The sequence below is a fragment of the Aminobacter sp. MET-1 genome (assembly GCF_026521175.1).
GTDB lineage: Bacteria > Pseudomonadota > Alphaproteobacteria > Rhizobiales > Rhizobiaceae > Aminobacter.
Genome location: NZ_JAMSHL010000006.1, coordinates 15,979 through 36,654 on the forward strand (window position 1 = coordinate 15,979; position 20,676 = coordinate 36,654).

General features: G+C 63.3%; 22 protein-coding genes. 7 read left to right on the top strand and 15 right to left on the bottom strand.

From position 1 onward, the window contains the following. The first annotated feature begins 3 nt into the window (after positions 1 to 3). From NDO48_RS10500 to NDO48_RS10510, 3 genes are all read left to right on the top strand, one after another. Positions 4 to 531 carry a SixA phosphatase family protein gene (locus tag NDO48_RS10500; protein ID WP_267321440.1) on the top strand — a complete coding sequence of 176 codons (528 nt, stop codon included), beginning with the start codon at positions 4 to 6 and terminating at the stop codon, positions 529 to 531. 73 nt (positions 532 to 604) lie between these two features. Continuing rightward, positions 605 to 1,021, top strand: coding sequence for a MarR family winged helix-turn-helix transcriptional regulator (locus tag NDO48_RS10505; protein ID WP_018427150.1), 417 nt, complete (start codon positions 605 to 607; stop codon positions 1,019 to 1,021). Between the two features lie 42 nt (positions 1,022 to 1,063). Next, positions 1,064 to 1,456: a tautomerase family protein gene (locus NDO48_RS10510; RefSeq protein ID WP_267321441.1), complete on the top strand. Its 393-nt coding sequence runs from the start codon at positions 1,064 to 1,066 to the stop codon at positions 1,454 to 1,456. A 121-nt stretch (positions 1,457 to 1,577) separates the two neighbouring features. Here NDO48_RS10510 and NDO48_RS10515 read toward each other — a convergent pair whose 3' ends face one another. The 3 genes from NDO48_RS10515 to NDO48_RS10525 form a co-directional block, all read right to left on the bottom strand. Then, complete coding sequence (locus NDO48_RS10515; RefSeq protein WP_267321442.1) at positions 1,578 to 2,147, bottom strand: hypothetical protein; 570 nt, start codon at positions 2,145 to 2,147, stop codon at positions 1,578 to 1,580. A gap of 109 nt (positions 2,148 to 2,256) precedes the next feature. Continuing rightward, positions 2,257 to 3,150 (bottom strand): cation diffusion facilitator family transporter, encoded by an 894-nt coding sequence (locus NDO48_RS10520; RefSeq protein WP_267321443.1) that lies wholly within the window; start codon positions 3,148 to 3,150, stop codon positions 2,257 to 2,259. 95 nt (positions 3,151 to 3,245) lie between these two features. Further along, a complete protein-coding gene (locus NDO48_RS10525) occupies positions 3,246 to 4,151 on the bottom strand; it encodes a LysR substrate-binding domain-containing protein (RefSeq protein ID WP_267321444.1) in 906 nt (301 codons plus the stop codon). Between the two features lie 97 nt (positions 4,152 to 4,248). Between NDO48_RS10525 and NDO48_RS10530 the strand changes: the two genes are divergently transcribed. Then, positions 4,249 to 4,974 carry a glutathione S-transferase family protein gene (locus NDO48_RS10530; protein WP_267321445.1) on the top strand — a complete coding sequence of 242 codons (726 nt, stop codon included), beginning with the start codon at positions 4,249 to 4,251 and terminating at the stop codon, positions 4,972 to 4,974. Between the two features lie 77 nt (positions 4,975 to 5,051). On the opposite strand, the gene NDO48_RS10535 is transcribed toward NDO48_RS10530, so the two are convergent. The 5 genes from NDO48_RS10535 to NDO48_RS10555 all read right to left on the bottom strand — a co-directional run bounded on the left by NDO48_RS10535 (position 5,052) and on the right by NDO48_RS10555 (position 12,251). Further along, positions 5,052 to 7,157 (bottom strand): molybdopterin-containing oxidoreductase family protein, encoded by a 2,106-nt coding sequence (locus NDO48_RS10535; protein ID WP_267321446.1) that lies wholly within the window; start codon positions 7,155 to 7,157, stop codon positions 5,052 to 5,054. 203 nt (positions 7,158 to 7,360) lie between these two features. Further along, positions 7,361 to 9,238, bottom strand: coding sequence for an ABC-F family ATP-binding cassette domain-containing protein (locus tag NDO48_RS10540; protein ID WP_267321447.1), 1,878 nt, complete (start codon positions 9,236 to 9,238; stop codon positions 7,361 to 7,363). A 98-nt stretch (positions 9,239 to 9,336) separates the two neighbouring features. Further along, positions 9,337 to 10,611 (bottom strand): MFS transporter, encoded by a 1,275-nt coding sequence (locus tag NDO48_RS10545; RefSeq protein WP_267321448.1) that lies wholly within the window; start codon positions 10,609 to 10,611, stop codon positions 9,337 to 9,339. A 234-nt stretch (positions 10,612 to 10,845) separates the two neighbouring features. Then, entirely contained in the window at positions 10,846 to 11,514 is a 669-nt protein-coding gene (locus NDO48_RS10550; RefSeq protein ID WP_018427141.1) for a hypothetical protein, read from the bottom strand. 224 nt (positions 11,515 to 11,738) lie between these two features. Further along, a complete protein-coding gene (locus tag NDO48_RS10555; RefSeq protein ID WP_267321449.1) occupies positions 11,739 to 12,251 on the bottom strand; it encodes a DinB family protein in 513 nt (170 codons plus the stop codon). A 62-nt stretch (positions 12,252 to 12,313) separates the two neighbouring features. On the opposite strand from NDO48_RS10555, the gene NDO48_RS10560 reads away from it, so the two are divergent. Next, positions 12,314 to 13,006: a glutathione S-transferase family protein gene (locus NDO48_RS10560; protein ID WP_267321450.1), complete on the top strand. Its 693-nt coding sequence runs from the start codon at positions 12,314 to 12,316 to the stop codon at positions 13,004 to 13,006. A 77-nt stretch (positions 13,007 to 13,083) separates the two neighbouring features. Next, positions 13,084 to 13,506, top strand: a complete 423-nt coding sequence (gene ndk / locus NDO48_RS10565; protein ID WP_018427138.1) for a nucleoside-diphosphate kinase — start codon at positions 13,084 to 13,086, stop codon at positions 13,504 to 13,506. A 202-nt stretch (positions 13,507 to 13,708) separates the two neighbouring features. Here the strand turns inward: ndk and NDO48_RS10570 are convergent, their stop codons facing one another. The 6 genes from NDO48_RS10570 to NDO48_RS10595 form a co-directional block, all read right to left on the bottom strand. Beyond that, positions 13,709 to 14,476 carry a YbaY family lipoprotein gene (locus NDO48_RS10570; protein WP_018427137.1) on the bottom strand — a complete coding sequence of 256 codons (768 nt, stop codon included), beginning with the start codon at positions 14,474 to 14,476 and terminating at the stop codon, positions 13,709 to 13,711. Between the two features lie 125 nt (positions 14,477 to 14,601). Further along, positions 14,602 to 15,075, bottom strand: a complete 474-nt coding sequence (locus NDO48_RS10575) for a molybdenum cofactor biosynthesis protein MoaE (RefSeq protein WP_018427136.1) — start codon at positions 15,073 to 15,075, stop codon at positions 14,602 to 14,604. Between the two features lie 3 nt (positions 15,076 to 15,078). Continuing rightward, on the bottom strand, positions 15,079 to 15,330 hold the full coding sequence (gene moaD, locus NDO48_RS10580; RefSeq protein ID WP_018427135.1) for a molybdopterin converting factor subunit 1: 252 nt from the start codon (positions 15,328 to 15,330) through the stop codon (positions 15,079 to 15,081). A gap of 5 nt (positions 15,331 to 15,335) precedes the next feature. Further along, on the bottom strand, positions 15,336 to 15,932 hold the full coding sequence (gene pgsA / locus NDO48_RS10585; protein ID WP_018427134.1) for a CDP-diacylglycerol--glycerol-3-phosphate 3-phosphatidyltransferase: 597 nt from the start codon (positions 15,930 to 15,932) through the stop codon (positions 15,336 to 15,338). 101 nt (positions 15,933 to 16,033) lie between these two features. Beyond that, a complete protein-coding gene (gene uvrC / locus NDO48_RS10590) occupies positions 16,034 to 18,103 on the bottom strand; it encodes an excinuclease ABC subunit UvrC (protein WP_018427133.1) in 2,070 nt (689 codons plus the stop codon). After that, positions 18,100 to 18,864: an SDR family oxidoreductase gene (locus NDO48_RS10595; RefSeq protein ID WP_018427132.1), complete on the bottom strand. Its 765-nt coding sequence runs from the start codon at positions 18,862 to 18,864 to the stop codon at positions 18,100 to 18,102. Before NDO48_RS10595 ends, uvrC begins: the two co-directional genes overlap by 4 nt. Before the next feature lie 419 nt (positions 18,865 to 19,283). On the opposite strand from NDO48_RS10595, the gene NDO48_RS10600 reads away from it, so the two are divergent. After that, positions 19,284 to 19,949, top strand: coding sequence for an outer membrane protein (locus NDO48_RS10600; protein ID WP_018427131.1), 666 nt, complete (start codon positions 19,284 to 19,286; stop codon positions 19,947 to 19,949). Positions 19,950 to 20,041: 92 nt separating this feature from the next. Here NDO48_RS10600 and NDO48_RS10605 read toward each other — a convergent pair whose 3' ends face one another. Then, positions 20,042 to 20,641, bottom strand: coding sequence for a glutathione S-transferase family protein (locus NDO48_RS10605; protein ID WP_026227012.1), 600 nt, complete (start codon positions 20,639 to 20,641; stop codon positions 20,042 to 20,044). Positions 20,642 to 20,676 lie beyond the last annotated feature (35 nt).

Below are 20,676 nucleotides of genomic sequence, written 5' to 3' on the forward strand. Positions count from 1 at the left end.
GGCATGGCAAGGACAAGGCAACTTCTTCTCCTGCGCCACGCAAAATCGAGTTGGGACGATCCTAAGCTCGTCGACTTCGACCGTCCCCTGTCATCGCGCGGCGAACGTGCCGCACCGCTGATGGGGGCGGAGATCGCCCGCCGCGGCTGGCGACCGGATCTTGCGCTGGTTTCGCCCGCAATCCGTACGCTGCAGACATGGCAACTTGCCTCGGCAGGCTGGCCGCGCCCCCTGCCCCCAGCCGATTTCCCACAAGGCCTCTACGAAGCGTCTGCCGATGCCGTGCTGGCGGAGGCGCAGACGGCACCTGCCTCTGTGCGTTGCCTGCTGATCGTCGGCCACAATCCTGGCCTCGAAGACTTTGCCCGCGAGCTGGCCGGCCCCGGTTCGGACAGCACGGCGATGCGGTCCATGGCCGAGAAGTTTTCGACTGCTGGCCTCGCTCGTTTCGAGATCGACGTCGCCTGGGACGCCCTCCAGTTCGGCGCAGCACGACTGACCCATTTTCTCAAGCCACGCGACCTTGGCTGAGCCCCGACAAGGGCAGGCAGAACTTCCAGCACAATATAGTTGCATATACAATCATTTTTGCTATCCTGGGTGCATGTTCGACCGCTGCATCTACTTCAACACGACCGCTCTCGCCCGCCAACTCGACCGTGTCTGGACGACGGCCTTTGCCCCGTTCGACCTGACGCCGCCGCAAGGTTTCATGCTGCGGGCCGTGCTGACGCGGCCGGGCCTATTGCAAAGCGAGCTTGCCGAAGAACTGAAGATCGCAAGGGCGACCGCGACGCGCGGCCTTGACGGGCTGGAGGCCAAGGGCCTGATCGTCCGCAACAAATCCACCGAGGACAAGCGCGAATCCGCGATCACGCCAACTGACGAGGCGCTTGAGATCAAGGACGCGCTGAACGCCGCAAGCGGTGCTGTCACCGAGCGCCTGTCCACCCTTTTCGGCGAAACGGTCTTTGCCGGTTTCGTCGAGCAGGCCAAGGCAATCGCGTCAAAGCTGGAATGAACCGGCCATAATAGTTGCATATCTAATCATTGGAGAGAAATCATGCCTATCCTCACCGTCAAGATTGCCGCCCAGCGCAGCGACGCGCTGACCGACCAGGTGGCAGCGATGCTGGCCGAACACACCAGCACCATTCTCGGCAAGAAGCCTGAGGTGACGGCAATCGCCATCATCTATGTCGATCCGCGCGACTGGATCATTGCCGGCCGCTCGCTTCAGAGCCGCGGCAAGTCGAGCTTTGCGCTGGAGATCAAGGTCACCGACGAGACCAACACCAAGGATGAGAAGAAGCGCTACATCGCGGCGGTTTTCGCCGGTTTCGCCGACATTCTCGGCGACATCCACGAGGAGAGCTACATCCACGTCCACGACGTGCGCGCCGCCTCTTATGGCTATGGCGGCAAGACCCAGGAATTCCGCTACCAGCACCCGTGATGGCACCACCCCTGATCACCGCATCTGACATGGCGCCATGTCAGATTCTGGGGCGCGCCTGTCTTGAGGCGCGCAAATCCTGGGCGGGCGCCTGTCTTGGGGGCGCCGGGGCAAAAACCGCCTAGCGGAACTTGCGCGTGAGCAGGGACACCAGCCTGGGTGCTGCCATGATCAGTACGGCGCCGACCAGCCAGACCACGACGACCAGCGGCTTGAGCACGGCACTGAGGAGCATGAAAAATCCGCCGAGCAGGCCTGACGTCTCGGCGCTGCCGACGACACCGACGACCTCCGAACCGATGCCGGTGGCGGCCGCCGCATCCCGGCCGGTCTGCACCAGCGCGCCGGCATTGGTCGACGTCCAGGCGAGCAAGCCGTCGACGAGGCTATAGCCGCCCCAGGCCAGCAGCGTCCACACCACCAGCACGACCAGCGCTGCCGTGCGGCCGAAGCCGGGCAAACGCGAGCGCGGCGCGGTTTTTTCCTGAAGCCCCCGCCCGTCGCGCCCGAAGGCTCCATCATTGCCTGACGGCGAACGCTGACCCCAGTTGCCGCCGCCATGGTCGCTGCCGCCCCGACTGCTGCCAGGGGCCTTGTCGCCAAGCCGCTTGCCGATTTCGCCGAGCACCGAGCCGAGCAGGCCATCCCGGCCCTTATCGCTGTATTTGCTCCTGAAATCATGCCCGCCCATCGACGCTCTCCTAAGGTTCCGCGCCGAACACGCATCGGCCGGGCCATAGATAGGCATTCCAGATGTTAGAGATAATGAGACAGAGTACTGACATGTTGACGCAGGCAAGTCAGTGGATGCGCTCCAGCGGTGCGCAGCTCTCGCGCTCCATCTGCAGTGTGGTGTGGTGCAGATCGAACTTTTCCTGCAGGCGAGCTTCGATCGCCTGACGCACCGTCTCGCCGTCCGCTCCCTCCGCCAGCACCGCATGCGCTGTCAGCGACGCTTTGCTCTGAGTGATTGCCCACAGATGCAGGTCGTGCAACGAGGCAACTCCGGGCACGGTTGCAATCGCCTCTTCGACCTCGGCAAGGTCCATACCCGGCGGCACACCTTCGAGCAGGATGTTGATGCACTCGTTGAGCAAGACCCAGGTGCGCGGGAACACCATGAAGCCGATGCCGACGGCAATCAGCGAATCGACCCATTGCCAGCCGGTGAACCAGATGACCAGCGCCCCGGCGATGACACCGAGCGACCCCAGCATATCGGCCCACACCTCGAGATAGGCGCCCTTGACGTTGAGGCTGTTGTCCTTGTGCCCTGTCAGCAAGCGCATCGAGATGAAGTTGACGGCAAGGCCGATGACGGCGACGACGAGCATGCCAAGCGAAGCGATCTCCGTCGGCTTGGAGAGCCGTTCATAGGCTTCGTAGAGGATGTAGAAGGCGACGCCGAGCAACAGCAGCGCATTGAAGGCGGCCGCCAGGATCTCGAAGCGGGCATAACCATAGGTGCGCAACAGATCGGCTGCACGGCGACCCACCTTGATGGCGATCAGCGCGATAGCCAACGCCATTGCGTCGGTCGCCATGTGCATGGCATCCGAAATCAGCGCCAGGCTGTTGGTGACGATACCGCCGATCACCTCGGCGATCATGAAGCTGCCGGTCAGGCCGAAAGCGATCCAGAGCCGGGACTCCGGCGTGTTTTGCATGTCGCCATGATCGTGGTCGCCGCCCATCAAGGCCTCCCCTCGGAATCTTCTGCCGCAAGCTAGACCGATATGAGCAACGGACGAAAGACGCAGCGCTCACACGTCTGCGCGAATGGCGACGCCTAGCCGGCTGCCGCGACGCCGTCCTTACCCTTCTCGAGCAGGAAGTCGATGACGGCGCGCACCGCCGGCAGCTGTCCGCGCCGGTGCGGCGTAAGAATCGTCGTGGTCACGCGGCCTGCCGTCCAATCGGGCAGCAGCCGCACGAGCCTGCCCTGCGCGACAGCATTAGCCGAGATCAACTCGGGCAGGCAGACGATGCCGAGGCCGGATTCCGCCGCCATCAGCAGAGGCACCGATTCATCGGCGTGGAAGCGCTGCCGCGGCGCCACCTCGACGATGCGGCCTTTGCCATCGCGCAGCCGCCAGCTCCTAGACGTCATCGAGCTCATCAGCCCGTCATGGCCGGCAAGCGCTTCCGGTGTCTCCGGCGCGCCGTGCGCGGCGACATAGGACGGTGCGGCCAGCACCGTGATTGCATCCTCGCTCATCCGCCGCTGCATCAGGTCGGAATCGGGCAGCGGCGCGAAATGGCTACGCAGCGCGATGTCGAAACCGTCCTGCACCAGGTCGACGAAACGGTCGGTGACATGCAGCTGGACCAGAAGCCCGGGGTAACGGCGTGCCAGCACCGGCAGCCGATGCGCCAGCCGGAACTGCGCGTTGGGCACCGAGGTGGTGATGCGCACGATGCCGGCCGGCTCGGCCAGCCTCTTTTGCACCACCGTCTCCACCGCCTCGGCCTCGATGACGGCGGCACGGGCATGGTCATAGACGTCGCGGCCGACGTCGGTCAGCGTGAATCTGCGCGAGCTGCGGTGGATCAGCACCGCGCCGAGCGACGCTTCGAGTGCTGCCACCCGCTTGCTGACCGTCGATTTGGGGCAGCCGAGGCGCCGGGCGGCGGCGGCAAAACCACCAGTGTCCACGGCTGCTGCGAAGAAATGGAGATCGTTGAGGTTCAGCATCAAAGTCTATGAATGTGGACGTACGGTTTCAAGTTGCCTGACTACAGGATCAAAGTCCACATCGATACATCAGGGTCATCAACAATGGAGACCTGATATGACAACCCTACCGATCTTCACCTCCGGCTTCCCGCTCGGCTCCTCAGCCGGCCTCGTCGCCGCCTTCGAATGGCTTGGCCAACCCTACCGGCTGACCCGCGTCGACATGCTCGGCGAGATGCGCACAGAGGCATACAAGCGCTTCAACGGCCGGATCGAAACGCCGGTGCTTGTCACCGATGAAGGCCGTGTCCTGACCGAGACCATGGCGATCGCGCTGTGGCTCGAAGCGCGCGATCCCGAACGCCGCATCAGCTTCGAACCGGGCACTCCGGAGGCCGACAGGATGCACCAGTACATTGCCTTCCTGAACACGGCCTTCACCGGCGCTTTCGGCCCGTTGTGGACAGCGCTCGAAGCGGAAGACGCCACCGAAGCGGAGCGTGAGACGCTGCGTAAGTTCGGACGTGAATTCGTCGCCGTACGCCACGAACAGCTCGAGGCAATGATCGGCGACAGCGATTACCTGCTCGGTGACAGGCCGACGCTGGCGGACGCAGTGTTTGTCGGCGTGGCCCGCTGGACCGACTTCCACAAGGCGGTCCACCCGGCCGACTATCCGCGCATCCTGGCGCTGCGCAACCGCATCGAAGCCGACCCAGCCTTTCGCTTTGCCGTGGCGATCGAAGACGGCGACACCACAGCCAAGGGCAGCGGCGCGATGAAAGGACTGGTGCCGCTCGCCCAGGTGCTGCGCGACACGGACGCTGAGCAGGCCGCCTGACCGGCCTTACGATAAAGGGCTGCGCACCAACAATGGCGTGCAGCCCTTTTCGTCCGTTCCAAAGCCAGCCGGCGGTGCTAGGCCGCGCGTACCCAGACCTTGTTGTCATGCACTGCAGCGCCGCCATAAGGCGCCGGCGCGTCGGCGCCGGTCAGCACATTGATGCCTTCGCCGCGCTCGTGGTCGGAGTTCGGCCAGATTCCTTCGGCGATGACGACGCCACGCTTGATCTTGTCGAACAGGCGGGCATGCAGCACCACCTCGCCGCGTTTGTTGCCGACCTCGACGCGGTCGCCCGTGGCGACCCCCATGGCCGCGGCATCCTCGGGATGGATCAGCAGCTCCGGCCGCCCCTCCTTCTCGCGCGACACCGGCGTCTCGGCGAAGGTCGAGTTGAGGAAGTTGCGCGCCGGCGAGGTCGCCAGGCGGAACGGATGCTCTTCGTCCGCCACCTCGATCAGGTCGACATGGTCGGGGAATTCGGGCAGCTGCGCCACCGGGCCGAAGATGCCCATGCTACGCGGCGGCTTGTTCGGCGCCATGCCACCATTCCACTGCGGCCGGAAGCGGAACTTGCCGTCGGGGTGGCCGAAGCCGCTGAGGAAATGGGCGCTGTCGAACTCCGGCTGCATGTCGGCCCATTTCTGGTCGCGGAAGCTGTCGAAATTGCCGAGGCCCTTCTTCTCCAGCATGACGTCGATATGCTGGCGTTCGGTCAGGCCGAAACCCGGCATGTCGGAGACGCCGAGCCGCTCGGCCAGTTGCTCGATGACGAAGTGGTTGGTGCGGGGACCCTCGGGCGGCTCGATCAGCTTTGGCCCCAGCGTGATGTGCTGGTTGCCGCCGCCCTTGTAGATGTCGTCATGCTCGAGGAACATCGTCGCCGGCAGGACGACGTCGGCGAGTTTTGCCGTATCGGTCATGAACTGCTCGTGCACGGCCGTGAACAGGTCGTCGCGCATCAGCCCCTTGACCACCAGGCGCTGCTCGGGCGCGACATTGGCCGGATTGGTGTTCTGGATCAGCATCGCCGTGACAGGCGGGCCGCCATAGAGCGCGTCCGCAGCATTGGTCAGCACCGGGCCGATGCGCGAATGGTCGAGATAACGGATGTTGGGGTCGCGGAACCTGGTGCCTTCGAGCAGCTCGCCATTGAGCTTGAAGATGCCCGAATTGGAATGGAAGGCGCCGCCGCCCTCATATTGCCAGGCCCCGGTCACCGCCGGGATCGACAGGGCGGCATGCATGTTGACCGAGCCGTTGCGCTGGCGCGAGAAACCGTAGCCCAAACGGAAGAAGGTCTTTTTGGTGGTGCCGACCAGCCGGGCGAAAGCCTCGATCTCGTCGACGGTCAGGCCGGTTATGGCGGCCGCCCATTCCGGCGTCTTGTCGGCGAGATGGGCTTCCAGCCCCTTGGGATCGTCGGTGTATTTTTCGAGATAGGCGCGGTCGGCAAAACCTTCCTTGAACAGAACGTGCATGACCGCGCAGGCGAGTGCCGCATCGGTGCCGGGCTTCAGCACCAGCCCCATGTCGGCCTGCTTCAGCGTCGCCGTCTCGTAAATGTCGATGACGACGATCTTGGCGCCGCGTTCCTTGCGCGCCTTGATCGCGTGGGTCATCACATTGACCTGGGTGACCACCGCATTGGTGCCCCAGATGACGACGCAGTCCGACTTGCCGATCTCGCGCGGATCGCTGCCGCGCAGCGCACCGGTGCCCATGACATAACCCGTCCAGGCGAGATTGGTGCAGATCGAGCCGAAGAAGCCGGAATACTTCTTGGCGTGGCGCAGACGCTCGATGCCGTCGCGCTGCACCAGCCCCATCGTGCCGGCGTAGAAATAGGGCCAGACCGTCTCCGAGCCGTATTTGACTTCCGCGGCGATGAATTTTTCGGCGATCAGGTCGAGCGCCGCCTCCCAGCTCGCTTCCTTCCAGTTGCCGTCGCCCTTGGCGCTAGTGCGGATCAGCGGCTTCAGCAGCCGGTCGGGATGGTGGACGCGGTCGGCGTAGCGGGCGACCTTGGCGCAGATGACACCTGCCGTATAGCTGTTCGACTTGGCGCCATGGACACGGCCGATGCGCTTGTCGTCGAGCAGCTCGACCTCGAGCGCACAGGTCGACGGGCAGTCATGCGGGCAGGCCGAATGGCCTATCCTGATCTTGGCGTGCTGGTTCATGGCGCCCTTTTACCCTGATGTCCGCGCGGCGTGTAGGGCCAATTCGAGGGGGTGCGCTGCCCCTCATCCCCGCTGCCGGGACCTTCTCCCCGTGGACGGGGAGGAGGGACGCGCGAAACCGTTGCGGCCAGCCTCCTTCTCCCCATCACCAACCGGGGAGAAGGTCCCGCAGGGGGATGAGGGGCAGCGCCGCGTTGCGGCCCTTACTCGGCTGTGCCTTCTTCATATTCGGCCGACATGGTCAGCCACTTGTCTTCGTGGCCATTGAGCTGGGCCGATAGCTGCGAGCGCTCCTTGGCGAGTTGCGTCGCCGTCGTCGGATCCTTCTCGTAGAGCTTCGGGTCGGCCAGTTGGTCCTCGATCGTGTCGATGCGCTTGCGGATACGATCCATGAGTGCCTCGGTGGCGCGGATTTCCTTGGCCAGCGGCTCGAGGGCGGCGCGCCGCGCGGCGGCCTCGCGGCGCTTGTCGGCCTTGGAGGCCTTGTCGGCCTCACGCTCCTTGCGCCGGTCGCCGGACACACCCGTCACCAGCGTCTTGTAGTCCTCGAGATCGCCGTCATAAGGATTGACCGAGCCGTCCTTGACCAGCCACAGCCGGTCGGCCGTGGCTTCCAGCAGATGGCGGTCGTGACTGATCAGGATGACGGCGCCCGGGAACTCGTTGAGCGCCATAATCAACGCCTCGCGGCTGTCGATGTCGAGGTGGTTGGTCGGTTCGTCGAGGATGAACAGGTTCGGCCCGTCAAAGGCGGAAAGCCCCATCAACAGCCGCGCCTTTTCGCCACCCGACAGATCCTTGGCGGCGGTGTTCATCTTTTCCGTGGGAAGGCCGAACTGGGCGACACGCGCCCTCACCTTCGATTCCGGCGCGTCCGGCATCAGTCGGCGCACATGCTCGTAGGCGTTTTCTTCCGGCCTGAGGTCGTCAAGCTGGTGCTGGGCGAAGATCGCCACCTTGAGGCCTGGCGCAATCGTCACCGATCCCGTCTCGGCCTGAAGGCGTCCGGCAAGCAACTTGGCAAAGGTCGACTTGCCGTTGCCGTTGGCGCCCAGAAGCGCGATGCGGTCGTCGGCATCGATGCGCAGCGTCATTTTCTTCAGGATCGGCTTGTCGGCCTGGTAGCCGACATTGACCTTGTCGAGAGCCACGATCGGCGAGGCTACCGTCTTCACCGGCTCGGGAAAGCTGAACGGCCTGACATTGTCCTCGATCAGCGCCGCGATCGGCTTCATCTTCTCCAGCGCCTTGATGCGCGACTGCGCCTGGCGTGCCTTGGAAGCCTTGGCGCGGAAGCGGTCGACAAAGGATTGCAGGTGCTTGCGCGCCGCTTCCTGCTTGACGCGGCCCTTTTCCTGCAACTCCCGCTGCTCGGCGATCTGGCGCTCGAACTGGTCGTAGCCGCCGCGCCAGAAAGTCATCTTCTTCTGGTCGAGATGGACGATCGAATTGACCGCGCGGTTGAGCAGGTCGCGGTCGTGGCTGATCAAGAGAACCGTGTGCGGATACTTCGACACATAGTTCTCGAGCCACAGCGTGCCTTCGAGATCGAGATAGTTGGTCGGTTCGTCGAGCAGCAGCAAGTCAGGTTCCGAAAACAGCACGGCCGCGAGCGCAACGCGCATGCGCCATCCGCCCGAGAAGGACGAGGCCGGCCGCCGCTGCGCTTCGTCGTCGAAGCCGAGACCGGCAAGAATGGTCGCCGCGCGCGATTCCGCCGAATGCGCGTCGATGTCGGCGAGGCGGATGTGGATCTCGGCAATGCGATGCGGATCGGTGGCCGTCTGCTCCTCGGCGAGAAGCGCGGTGCGCTCGACATCGGCCTTGAGCACGATGTCGATCAGCGGTTCCTCGGTACCGGGCGCTTCCTGCGCCACCTGGCCGATGCGCGTGTTCTTCGGCAGGCTGATGCTGCCGGTTTCCGAGCTGAAGTCGCCAGTTATCGCTTTGAACAGCGTGGTTTTGCCCGTGCCGTTGCGGCCGACGAGGCCCGCCTTGGTGCCGGCAGGCAGGGTCAGCGACGCATGATCGAGAAGCAGGCGTCCGGCGATGCGGAGGGAGAGATCGTTGATAATAAGCATGACGAGAGGGTTTCTGACGAAGAGTTCCGACAATGGCAAGTGCGTGCGCACCATCAAGGGCGCAACGCATGGCCAAAAATAGCTACCGAACTGAAGGTTCAGGCGTAAGCCGGCCGGCCCACGCGGTACATGGCACCTTCGGTTGCCTCGCCGCCGACTGCTGCCGCGTGACCGTCGAGCGATGCCGGCGGCGGCGATGCATATCCAAGGGCAAAGAGCACCGCCGAGCCGGCAGCGAATGCCGCAAAGAGCATGAACATGCCCTGCCCGCCAAACGCACCGAGCGCCAGCCCGCCAAGCAGCGGCCCGAAGAAATTGCCCACCGCGCACAAGGAATGCGCGCCGAAATATGCGCCGCGATTGCCGTCGTTGGAGATGCGGTCGACCAGCACATATTCCGAGGGCACGACCAGCACCTCACCGATGGTGAACAGCACCATGAAGCCGATCAGCATTGTGGCGCTGGTGGCGAAGGCAAAACCGACCTCGCCGCCGAGGAACAGCAGGCACCCCAGGACCATTGCCTTCATCGGCCCGATCCGCTCGATCAGCATCCGTGCAGGCGCCGTGGCGAACACAACAACCGCCGCATTGGTGGTGACCAGCCAGGCGAAAATCTTGACCCCATCTTCCAGATTGGTGGTGAGGTACTGCGACAGGGTCACCGACCACTGGCCGTAAACGGCAAGCAGCAGCGTGCCGCCGCCGAGATAGAAGATCAGCCGGCGATCCCTGAGCGTGGCGACCAGCCTGCGGAAGCCCGGTATCTGCGCAGCAGCGCCGGCACCAGCCGTGCCGACGAACACAGCCGGAACGATCAAGAAGATCGCAGCCGAGAAGGCAAAATGAACCGCGCCTGCGATGAAGAATGGCATGGGCGAATTGGCGCCAATGGCAATGCCGATCATCGGCCCGACAGCCCAACCGGCATTGATCACCAGATAGCGCCAGGAAAACACCTTGAGCCTAAGCTTTTCAGGGGCCGCGTCGCTCATCAGCGCGCGCGAAACAGGCTCATAGACGGCTGCTGCCACCGACGACACGATATGGGCAATGGCAAAGGCGGCAACCGACTGCGCCAGACCCAGGCCGATCAATCCAAGGCCGGCGAACAGCAGCGCGACTGTGAGTACACTGCGGCGGCCGATCCGATCCGAAAGCGTGCCGGCAAAAGGGCTTGCGGCTGCACCGAGAAGCGGACCTGCACCGATCAGCATGCCGATGGCAGCGGGACTGAGGCCGAAATCCTGCTGCAGGCGGATCGCGAGGAAGGTGAGCGTCATGCCACGGGCGATCGCAACCATGCCGGAGCCCGCGATGAGCAGCAGCACGATGGTCTGGCCGGTCTTTTCGCCGAAGGCGCGCAAGGGCATTCCCCATGGTTCGAAACGTAGCCGACGGCGGGCGCAATTGCCCATTCCACGACCATAGCCACCCTCTGTCCCAGTTGTACCAACAAGGCAAGCGGCCGCGACGGCCGGATCTCATGATCCAGACAGGCTCATGACATTTTTTCGGGAAGGGCCCTCAGCGAAGACCGGCGCGCCCTGCCGAAAAACGAAACGGCCCGCGAAGCGCGGGCCGTCCGAAATCACCACTGTCGCCGCTTAGCGGCTGGCCATGCGCAGAAGCTTGCAGAGTTCGCGCAGGTCGCTCTCGAACGCCATCGGGTTCGAAAGCACCATGTTGCAACGCTTGACATAGGCCGCCACCTGCGCCTGCGACATGCCGCCGATCACGCCCGGATTGATGACGCCTGGACCGCCGGGGCCACCAGGACCTCCCGGACCGCCAGGACCACCAGGGCCACCCGGCAGACCGGGACCGCCGATGGTGACGCCGAGATCGAGCAGATTGTTCCCGCCAACACCAACAGTGGTGCTGACCTTGGCCAGCCCGCCTGTACCGCCGACATTCGCGCCGAGATTGGCGTTGAGGCCGCTCGAGCCGCCCAGCGTTGCCTTTGCATTGGCGTCGACGAGGCCCTTGCTGTTGGCTACGCCGGCATCGACATTGGCGTTGAGACCCTTGGCGCCGCCGACACTGGCGTTGACGCTGGCGCTCGCCAGCCCCTTGCTGCCGCCCGAACCGAGCCCGACATCGGCATTGATGCCGCCCGAACCGCCCACGGTCGCGCCGATGCCCTTCGAATCAATCGAGACGCCAAGTCCCTTGCTACGATCGCCGATGTCCAGCGCGCTGGCCGGCGCGGCGAGCGCTACAAAAACAATGCCACCCGCCAGTGCAGTTGCGATTGCCTTGGAAATGCCAGTCATGGATGTCTCCCTGTGGTTGCCAATCCAAACAACCAGCCACCAGAAACTGGTTGCCTGCGCAGTAACGATCCCACTGGACTGAAAGTTTCAGCCCACCACGGAGACTGACATCTTTCTCAATCGATAGTCAAATCGAGTCACAACTTATAGTAAAGCGTATTAACAACTTTCATTTGTGTGCAAACAATTTTTCCGTTTGCATGAAAATCATAATTTAATTCTAATTAAGCATAATTGCGGCCCACTTCCGACCTTTGGAAATAGATCAAGTCGAGGTTTATCGAAGGTCGCCCCAACACGGTCAGGATCATATGCGCCTGGCCGCGATGATGGGTCTGATGGTTGAAGAGGTGGGTCAGCGCAGGTGCCAGACGCTGCGAAATGGTACGCATGTCGGTTACTGTCATATAGGTGAAGCGGCCGGCGAAGGCCTTCTCCTCGAGACCATCGATCCATTCGACGATGCGCCTGTCCTCCGCCTCGCGGGCCGTCTTCAGTCTGGCAAGGTTCTCGTGCAAGATCGCGTCAAGCGCCGACGGAGCATCGCCCAGGCCCGTGAAGCGCTTCAGCCAGATGCGGTCCGCGGCGAGCAGGTGGTTCAGGGTGCCGCGCATCGACTTGAAGAAGGCACCGACGTCACGGCCGAAGTCTTCGTCGCCAAGATCGGCCGCAGCGCCATAAACCTGCTCGTTGGCCCATTGATTATAGGCGGCCATCATCCTGAAATGCTGCTTCATCTGATATTCCTTGGTGCTTCGAAACCGTCTGTCCTTCCTAAGTGCATCGGAAAGCCTCGCCAATGACCATTCTGTTCTACGATCTCGTCGGCAGCGATGCCGCACGCCCCTTCAGCCCGCATTGCTGGAAGGTGGCGATGGCGCTGGAGCACAAGGGGCTCGATTACCGCGCCGTTCTGAAGCGCCTTGTGGAAGTGCCAGAGATCGAAGGCGGCGTCTCGAAGACGATCCCCGTCATCCGCGATGGCGACAAGGTGATCCCGGATTCGTTCGCCATCGCGCTTTATCTGGAAGAGGCCTATCCAGAGCAACCGTCGCTGTTCGAAGGCCCGGGCGGCATGGCGCATGCACGCTTCATCGAGCGCTGGTCGCAGCTGACGCTGCATCCCTATATCTCCGTGGCTGCGCTCACGGCCCTGCACGCCATGCAGGACGACGAGAATGCAGCCTATTTCCGCAAGAGCCGCGAAGCCCGTTTCGGCAGGCCCCTTGAAGAGGTAACCGCCAGCCGCGATGCCAGCCTCTCCGGCTTCCGCGCTTCTCTGGAGCCGCTGCGCAGTATGCTGTCCTACCAACCGTGGATCGGCGGCGAGCAACCTTTGTTTGCCGATTACATCGTCTTCGGCGCGCTGCAGTGGGCGAGGATCGCCACCCCCTACCAGCTACTCGAAGCTGCCGACCCGGTTGCCGAGTGGTTCGAGCGCTGTCTCGACCTTCATGGCGGCAAGGGGCGCAGCATCGCCGCGGCCGCCTAGTCCCCCTTGGCAATGCAGCGGGCGGCCTGTATAGAGCCCGCCACACTGCAAAATCCCAGAAATCATAAGGACCAGACATGGCGATCGAACGCACCTTTTCGATGATCAAGCCGGACGCAACCAGGCGCAACCTGACCGGCGCAATCACCAAGATGCTTGAGGATGCGGGCCTGCGCGTCGTCGCTTCCAAGCGCGTGTGGATGAGCCGCCGCGAAGCCGAAGGCTTCTACGCCGTTCACAAGGAACGCCCCTTCTTCGGCGAGCTCGTCGAGTTCATGTCGTCGGCTCCGACGATCGTCCAGGTTCTCGAAGGCGAGAACGCCATCGCCAAGAACCGCGAAGTGATGGGTGCCACCAACCCTGCCAATGCTGCCGAAGGCACCATCCGCAAGGTCCACGCCCTGTCGATCGGCGAGAACTCGGTGCACGGTTCGGACGCTCCTGAGACCGCTGCCGAAGAGATCGCCTACTGGTTCTCGGGCACCGAAGTCGTCGGCTGATCCAGACCATCGGCAACGCCTGACAAGGCGTTGATCCAGAATCGAAAAGCCGGGGTTTTGCCCCGGCTTTTTCTTTCTCCTGTTGTTCGCTCCTCGACAGGCCGAGGACGCAATCGCCGCCTGGTCGAAGCCTTCGACCTAAGCTGGACGGGCCATCAGTCTTTTCAAAGAGTTACCTGACAAGCCACAGAAAACGATTCAATCAGCCGCCATCGCCGAAACGCAGGATGTCCTTGCCGTCCTTGTCGGCGAGGATCAGCTTGCCGCCGTCCAGACGATAGGACGTCACCTGGCCAAGGGCCTGGTGATAGCGGTGCTCCTGATCCATCACCGCCTGCTCGCAGGCCATGAAGGTCGAGCCGAGCGGGCCGAAGGTGATCGCCTTGCCGTCGACCTTGGCCTGGCCGAAGAAGTTGTTGCAAGCGCCACGGCCGGTCACGCCACCGGCCGGATCGATGCGCAGCGTCGAAGGCGGCGCGTCAAGAACGTCGGCACCGCCGATCTGCTCCACCACCCATTCGCGGTCGAAGATGTCGTCCTTGGCCGGTTCGCTGGCCTGGCTCACCATCTTCAGTACCATGCTCTGCGGCACGGCGTTGAGCGGATCGACCGAGTAGCGCTCGTCATTGATGAACCAGAGGCGGTCGTCGACCGTGATGCGCGCCTGAAGCGCATAAGTCATGCCCGTCCGGATGGCGACCGGATCGAAGCGGACCTCGAACTTGATCGGCACCTGCCCGGCCGGATCGATCTTCTGCTGGCCGATGACAGTGGACGGAGCATCGGCCAGCGACACGTCGACCAGTTGCACGGTCAAAACTGCGTGAGGCGGCAATGCGATGCGTTCGCGATAGAGCACCTCGCCTGAAATCGTCTTCTCTTCAGCCATCGCCATGTCAGGTACTGCAAGCATGCCGATCAGCAGCGGCGCAAAGCCGAAAACGATGAATTCCGCGAGCTTGCCCAGCATGGTTGTCTCCCCGCAATGCGTTGTTGCCTGGCCGCGGCATGACTGTTGCCGTCATCCAGTTCCGAAGGTGCAAAGGATTGCGGTGGTTCCGTGGCCGCCCGTCGCTCCAAGACGGCCACCGACTGTCATGGCCGGGCCCAGCGCGCCGCGGCAGCTTCGTCACTTTCCTTGGCATCCACCCAGTCGCCGGCGCTGCCGTCGGCGCGATGCTCCTTCTTCCAGAAGGGCGCTCGCGACTTGAGATAATCCATCAGGAAACTGGCGGCCTCGAAGGCGGCCTGCCGGTGCTTGGAGGCAGCAACGACGAGCACGATGTTCTCGCCCGGCCTGACCCGTCCGAAGCGATGAATGGCGGTCATGCCCGACAACGGCCAGCGCTCCAGCGCTTCGGCCGCGATCCTGGAGATTTCAGCCTCGGCCATGCCCGGATAATGTTCGAGTTCGAGTGCCGACAACGTGCCGGCCTCGTCACGGCACAGACCGGTGAAGGTGACGACAGCACCGACATCCGCCCGACCCGCAGTCAGCCGGCCGATTTCCTGGGCGACGTCGAAATCCGCCGCCTGGATGCGCACCATGGGCACGACGGCGGAGGTCATGGCTCAGCCGCCCGTCATCGGCGGAAACAGCGCGATCTCGCGCGCACCGGCAACCGGCTGGCGGTGATCGACATGCTCCTGGTTGATTGCGACCCGTATCACCTCGGGATGCTGCAAGGCGCTTTCGAACTCTTCGCCGCGCGACTTGAGCCACAACAGAAGATCGGAAACCGTCTTCACCTCGGCTGGCAGTTCGACATCTTCTTCTGCCTTGCCGATCCGCTCGCGCACCCAGGCGAAATAGATGAGTTTCATGCGGCTCACTCGTCCATGATGTGCTTCAGGCCAGCACGGAAATAGTCATAGCCGGTATATAGTGTCACGATCGCCGCGATCCAAAGCAGCACGAGGCCGGTCTGGGTGGTCAGCGGGAAAATCTTGTCACCGGCAGGTCCTGCCAGCAGGAAGGCGATGGCCACCATCTGGATCGCCGTCTTCCACTTGGCGAGCTGGGTGACGGGCACGCTGACCTTGAGCGCCGCCAAATATTCGCGCAGGCCCGAGACCAGGATCTCGCGGCACAGGATGATGATGGCCGCCCACAGCGACCAGCCGGCAATGCCGCCGCGATTGTCGGTGTCGGCGGCAAGCAGCAGCAGGCAGGTGGCGACCAAAAGCTTGTCGGCGATGGGGTCGAGCATTCGGCCAATGTTCGAAGTCTGCTTCCAGGCGCGCGCAAGGTAGCCGTCAAGATAGTCGGTGATGCTGGCGATGACGAAAATCGCCAAGGCGCTCCAGCGCGCGAAGTCGGACGACTGCAGACGTCCTTCCAGGAAGAAGCAGAGCACTACCATCGGCACGGCTAGGATGCGCGCATAGGTCAGTATGTTGGGCAGGTTGAATGCGCGCTGGGCCATGGTCTCGAATGCTCTTTTCGGTCTGCCTAAGTGAAATCAGAAGCGGGCGTCAGGGGTCAACTGCCTATCGCTAGGCCAACATGTTTGCGAACGACAATCCATCACCCATTATCGTGAAAATGGTTGTAAACAAGGCGGGCAGTCGATTCAGAGATGCCTTCCACCGCCATCAGGTCGTCGACGGCAGCACGGCTCACCGCCTTGGCGGTGCCGAATGCCAGAAGCAGCGCGCGCTTGCGTGACGGACCGATGCCGGCGATCTCGTCAAGCGGGTTCTTGACCATCTCCTTCTTGCGCCGCGCCCGGTGCGAACCGATGGCGAAACGATGGGCCTCATCGCGCAGGCGCTGGACAAAATAGAGCACGGGATCGCGCACCGGCAGCGAGAACGAATCCTTGCCCCTGACGAAGAAGCGCTCGCGCCCCGCCTCTCGGTCCTGGCCCTTGGCGACGCCGATCGCCACCACCCGGTCCTCGATGCCAAGCTCGGCCAGCATGGCGCGCACGGCCGTCATCTGCCCCTGCCCGCCGTCGATGAGGATGACGTCAGGCCAGGCCGGAAACGCACCGGCATCCTCGACGCTTTCGGCCTCCTCGGGCTGCTCGCCGCCATGCTCCTTGAGCAGGCGTGAGAAACGGCGGGTCATGACCTCACGCATCATGCCGAAATCGTCGCCAGGCGTGATGTCGGTCGAGCGGATGTTGAACTTGCGGTACTGGTTTTTGACGAAGCCTTCCGGGCCGGCGACGATCATGCCGCCAACGGCATTGGTGCCCATGATATGCGAGTTGTCGTAGACCTCGATGCGAACGGGCGGCTTTTCGAGGGCAAAGGTCTGGGCAAAACCTTCCAGCAGGCGAGCCTGGGTCGATGTTTCCGCCAACCGGCGGCCCAATGCCTCGCGGGCGTTCTGCGCGGCATGGTCGACGATGTCCTTCTTCTCGCCGCGCTGAGGCACAGAAAGCGTGACCTTGTAGCCGGCGCGGGTCGACAGCGCTTCAGCCAGCAGTTCCTGTTCTTCGACAGCATGTGACAGCAATATCGAGCGCGGTGACGGCTTGTCGTCGTAGAACTGCGCGAGGAACGAGCCCAGCACCTCGGCGGCTTCGAGCGACGAATCTGCCTTCGGGAAATAGGCGCGGTTGCCCCAGTTCTGGCCGGTGCGGAAGAAGAACACCTGGATACCGGTCTGCCCGCCCTCCTGATGGATGGCAAAGACGTCGGCCTCGTCGATCGTCTGCGGATTGATGCCCTGGTGGCTCTGCACATGCGACAGTGCTGCGAGGCGGTCGCGATAGACGGCGGCGCGCTCGAAATCGAGATCCTCCGCCGCCTGCTGCATCTGGCCGGAGATTTCGGTCTTCACCTTCTGGCTGCGGCCGGAGAGGAAGTCCTTCGCCTCCTGCACCAGCTCGTCGTAGCCTTCGCGCGAGATCTCGCCAGTGCAGGGCCCGGCGCAGCGCTTGATCTGGAACAGCAGGCACGGCCGGGTGCGGTTGTCGAAGAAGCTGTCGGTGCAGCTGCGCAGCAGGAAGGCGCGCTGCAGCGAGTTGATGGTGCGGCCAACTGCCTGCGCCGACGCAAACGGACCGAAATAGTCGCCGCCCTTTCGGGAACGCGCGCCGCGGTGCTTGTAGATGCCGGGTGCCGTGTGATCGCTGGTCAGCATGATGTAGGGGAACGACTTGTCATCCCGCATCAAAACGTTGAAGCGCGGCCTCAGGCGCTTGATGAGGTTCGCCTCGAGCAGCAGAGCCTCAATCTCGGTGCGGGTGACGACGAACTCCATCGTCGCCGTCTCGCGCACCATCTTGCCGATGCGGTTGGTGTGGAAGCGCCCCTGCGCGTAGTTGGTGACGCGCTTCTTCAGGCTGCGCGCCTTGCCGACATAGAGCACGTCGCCGGCCGCGTTCATCATGCGGTAGACGCCGGGCGCGTTTGGCAGGCGCTTGACCATGGTCTGGATGACTTCGGCACCGACCAGACCGTCGGCGTCGCCGGCATGCGCGGTCCAGTCGATGGCGGTGAACGGCAGGTCCGGACCAGAGGCCGCCGGCGCAAGTTCGTCCTCTACCGACTCGTCGTCGTCGAGTTCGATGTCGGGCATGTCTTCGGCCGCCTTGCCGCCCTTGCGGGGGCCAGAGCCGGTATCGGATTCGCGTGGACTCATTCCACCATGCCTGTCACGTCGGGCGTCTGCCATGCAAGATGCTGGCCGCCGTCGAGCGCGATCATCTGGCCAGTTACTGACCTTACCTGCCACAGATAGCGAACGGTCGCGCCAAATTCGCCAAGCTCCGGGCCGTGCTTGAGGATCAGCCCGTCGAGCTGGGCGGCAAAGGCTGCAGCGTCCTGGCGCGCGCTGGGCAGCGTCGGCCCCGGTCCGATGGCGTTGACGCGGATACGCGGCGCCAGCGCCTGGGCCATGGTGCGCGTCGCCGCCCAGAGTGCGGCCTTCGACAGCGAATAGGAAAAATAGAGCGGCGTCGGCTTGAGCACGCGCTGGTCAATCATGTTGACGATCAGGCCCTCTGCGCCGTCAGGCAAGGCAGCCGCGAAATTCTTTGCCAAAAGCGCAGGTGCCTTCACATGCAGGGCAAAATGCCGGTCCCATGCCTCCCAGTCGAAGTCCGTCACCGAGTCGCTCTCGAACACCGAGGCATTGTTGACCAGAAGCGTGATCGGCCCGAGCGCTGCCTCGGCAGCGGCGAGCAAGCTGTCGACCGCTTTCATGTCGGCAAGGTCGGCCTGCACCACCGCCGCGCGCCCACCATTGGCATTGATGGAAGCAGCCAGATCGTCGGCAGCGGCGCGCCCGTGGTTGCAATGGATGGCGACGCCGAAGCCATGAGCCGCCAGATCCTCGGCGATCGCGCGTCCGATCCGCTTGGCACCTCCGGTCACCAGCACATTGCCTTCCATGGCCGCCATCTGATCATCCCTTGCTGTTTGCCCGACAGCCGCACGCAGTCGAGTTTGGTTACCCTTCGGTAACATCAGTAAAAAGCCGTTCATCGATCTGGCGACAATGTGACGAAGCCCTTCGGCGGCGCCTTCCAATCGTCCCGCGAACCATATCGGCAGACGAGATATAGAACGCCCAACTCCTTGCACCAAGCGGCTTGCGGCAATTCGCCGACAAGGCAGCCGACAGGCGATGTTGCATTAGCGCAACGTCATGCTTCAGCCTCATTTCAGCCCGGCAATCACCCAACTTCAGGTTCGGTTCAGCCGCATTTCGACACGACATTCGGAACTGTTCGGCGCCTGGACCGTTTATCCCCCCGGACGGGTTTCAAGGGCGCCATTTTGAAAGAAAGCCAGTGTCTAGTTGGCTTAAGGAGTAAAAAATGACTGCCATTCTCAAGCACGCTCGTCCGCTCGCGGCAGCGTTCGGCCTCGTCGCTCTGGCGGCTATGCCGGCTTTCGCAGCCGACGTCGTCATGGAAGAGCCGCCGGCCCCCGCAGCTCCGATGGAAGTTGCCCCGGTCGCCAGCTGGGCTGGTCCCTATGCTGGTGTGACCGTCGGCTACGGCTTCTCGGGCACGGCCAACGACAAGACGTTCGACAACAAGATCGACACCAAGGGTTTCCTTGGCGGTGCGTTCGTCGGCTACAACTATCAGATGGACAACATCGTCATCGGTGCTGAAGGCGACATCGGCTACAGCGGCATCAAGGGCGACAACTCCGGCACGGAAGTGAAGTCGGGCGTCGAAGGCTCGCTGCGCGCCCGTCTTGGCTATGCAGTTACGCCTGACATCCTGCTCTACGGCACGGCCGGTGGTGCTGGCCAGCGCGTGAAGGTGTCGGATGCAACAGGCAGCGACTCCAACACCGCGCTTGGCTGGACCGCTGGCGTCGGCACCGACGTCAAGCTGACTGAGTCGGTCTTCGGCCGCGTCGAGTATCGCTACACCGATCTCGGCACCGACAGCTACAACCTCGGTGGCACCAACCACGACGTCTCGCTCAAGGATCACCGCATCCAGTTCGGCGTCGGCATGAAGTTCTGATCCTCCCGATCGGACCAACGGAAAAGCCGGGCCTTGTGCCCGGCTTTTTTGTTTTCCTGCCGGCCGAGGGGGCGCCCAGCTGCGATGCCAGATCATCCCTGCGGGATGACGGCCTTCAACTCGGGGAATTTTTCGTCGAAACGCGCGGCCCAGCGCTTTAGGCGCGGACGCCCCTTCTCCCACTTTCCAGCGAAACGCAGTTCCATGTAGCCAATCGCCGCGCGCAGCGCGATCTGGCCGGTCGTGATCGCCTTGGGCAGCTTGGGCGGATTGGCGTTGAGCAGGTCGAGCGAGCGTGCCACCTTCGCCCACTGCTTGTCGATCCAGGGCTGATGGACGATCTCCTCTGGGCGCGAGCGGCGCTCGTAGACCATCGCCAGCAGGCAGTCGCAGATGCCGTCGGCCAAGCCTTCCAGACGCTCCGCGTCCAGGCGCTTGTCAGCGTTGCGCGGGAACAGCTTGTTGCCCGAAATCCGGTTCAGATATTGGGTGATGACGCGGCTGTCGTAGATGCCCTGTCCGTCGTCCGTCACCCAAACCGGAATCTTGCCGAGCGGGTTGACGTCGGTCAGCATCGCCGGCTGCGGGCCGGTCTCGACCGTCACCGGCTCCACCGGAATCCCGGCATAGACGGCCGCCATGCGAACCTTGGCACTGTAGGGCGAAGCGGAAGAATAAAGCAGTTGCGGCATGGTGGCTCCCTTTTCGCGGGCGACCATATCAGCGC

Bases quoted from the DNA above. Each gene is read 5' to 3' on its own strand.
- NDO48_RS10545 (WP_267321448.1), bottom strand. From the start codon at position 10,611: ATGCCCTTGCGCGCCTTCGGCGAAAAGACCGGCCAGACCATCGTGCTG.
- ndk (WP_018427138.1), top strand. From the start codon at position 13,084: ATGGCGATCGAACGCACCTTTTCGATGATCAAGCCGGACGCAACCAGG.
- NDO48_RS10595 (WP_018427132.1), bottom strand. From the start codon at position 18,864: ATGGCGGCCATGGAAGGCAATGTGCTGGTGACCGGAGGTGCCAAGCGG.
- NDO48_RS10520 (WP_267321443.1), bottom strand. From the start codon at position 3,150: ATGGGCGGCGACCACGATCATGGCGACATGCAAAACACGCCGGAGTCC.
- NDO48_RS10560 (WP_267321450.1), top strand. From the start codon at position 12,314: ATGACCATTCTGTTCTACGATCTCGTCGGCAGCGATGCCGCACGCCCC.
- NDO48_RS10605 (WP_026227012.1), bottom strand. From the start codon at position 20,641: ATGCCGCAACTGCTTTATTCTTCCGCTTCGCCCTACAGTGCCAAGGTT.
- NDO48_RS10535 (WP_267321446.1), bottom strand. From the start codon at position 7,157: ATGAACCAGCACGCCAAGATCAGGATAGGCCATTCGGCCTGCCCGCAT.
- NDO48_RS10525 (WP_267321444.1), bottom strand. From the start codon at position 4,151: ATGCTGAACCTCAACGATCTCCATTTCTTCGCAGCAGCCGTGGACACT.
- NDO48_RS10555 (WP_267321449.1), bottom strand. From the start codon at position 12,251: ATGAAGCAGCATTTCAGGATGATGGCCGCCTATAATCAATGGGCCAAC.
- NDO48_RS10550 (WP_018427141.1), bottom strand. From the start codon at position 11,514: ATGACTGGCATTTCCAAGGCAATCGCAACTGCACTGGCGGGTGGCATT.
- NDO48_RS10500 (WP_267321440.1), top strand. From the start codon at position 4: ATGGCAAGGACAAGGCAACTTCTTCTCCTGCGCCACGCAAAATCGAGT.
- NDO48_RS10570 (WP_018427137.1), bottom strand. From the start codon at position 14,476: ATGCTGGGCAAGCTCGCGGAATTCATCGTTTTCGGCTTTGCGCCGCTG.
- NDO48_RS10530 (WP_267321445.1), top strand. From the start codon at position 4,249: ATGACAACCCTACCGATCTTCACCTCCGGCTTCCCGCTCGGCTCCTCA.
- NDO48_RS10505 (WP_018427150.1), top strand. From the start codon at position 605: ATGTTCGACCGCTGCATCTACTTCAACACGACCGCTCTCGCCCGCCAA.
- NDO48_RS10540 (WP_267321447.1), bottom strand. From the start codon at position 9,238: ATGCTTATTATCAACGATCTCTCCCTCCGCATCGCCGGACGCCTGCTT.
- pgsA (WP_018427134.1), bottom strand. From the start codon at position 15,932: ATGGCCCAGCGCGCATTCAACCTGCCCAACATACTGACCTATGCGCGC.
- NDO48_RS10600 (WP_018427131.1), top strand. From the start codon at position 19,284: ATGACTGCCATTCTCAAGCACGCTCGTCCGCTCGCGGCAGCGTTCGGC.
- NDO48_RS10515 (WP_267321442.1), bottom strand. From the start codon at position 2,147: ATGGGCGGGCATGATTTCAGGAGCAAATACAGCGATAAGGGCCGGGAT.
- uvrC (WP_018427133.1), bottom strand. From the start codon at position 18,103: ATGAGTCCACGCGAATCCGATACCGGCTCTGGCCCCCGCAAGGGCGGC.
- NDO48_RS10575 (WP_018427136.1), bottom strand. From the start codon at position 15,075: ATGACCTCCGCCGTCGTGCCCATGGTGCGCATCCAGGCGGCGGATTTC.
- NDO48_RS10510 (WP_267321441.1), top strand. From the start codon at position 1,064: ATGCCTATCCTCACCGTCAAGATTGCCGCCCAGCGCAGCGACGCGCTG.
- moaD (WP_018427135.1), bottom strand. From the start codon at position 15,330: ATGAAACTCATCTATTTCGCCTGGGTGCGCGAGCGGATCGGCAAGGCA.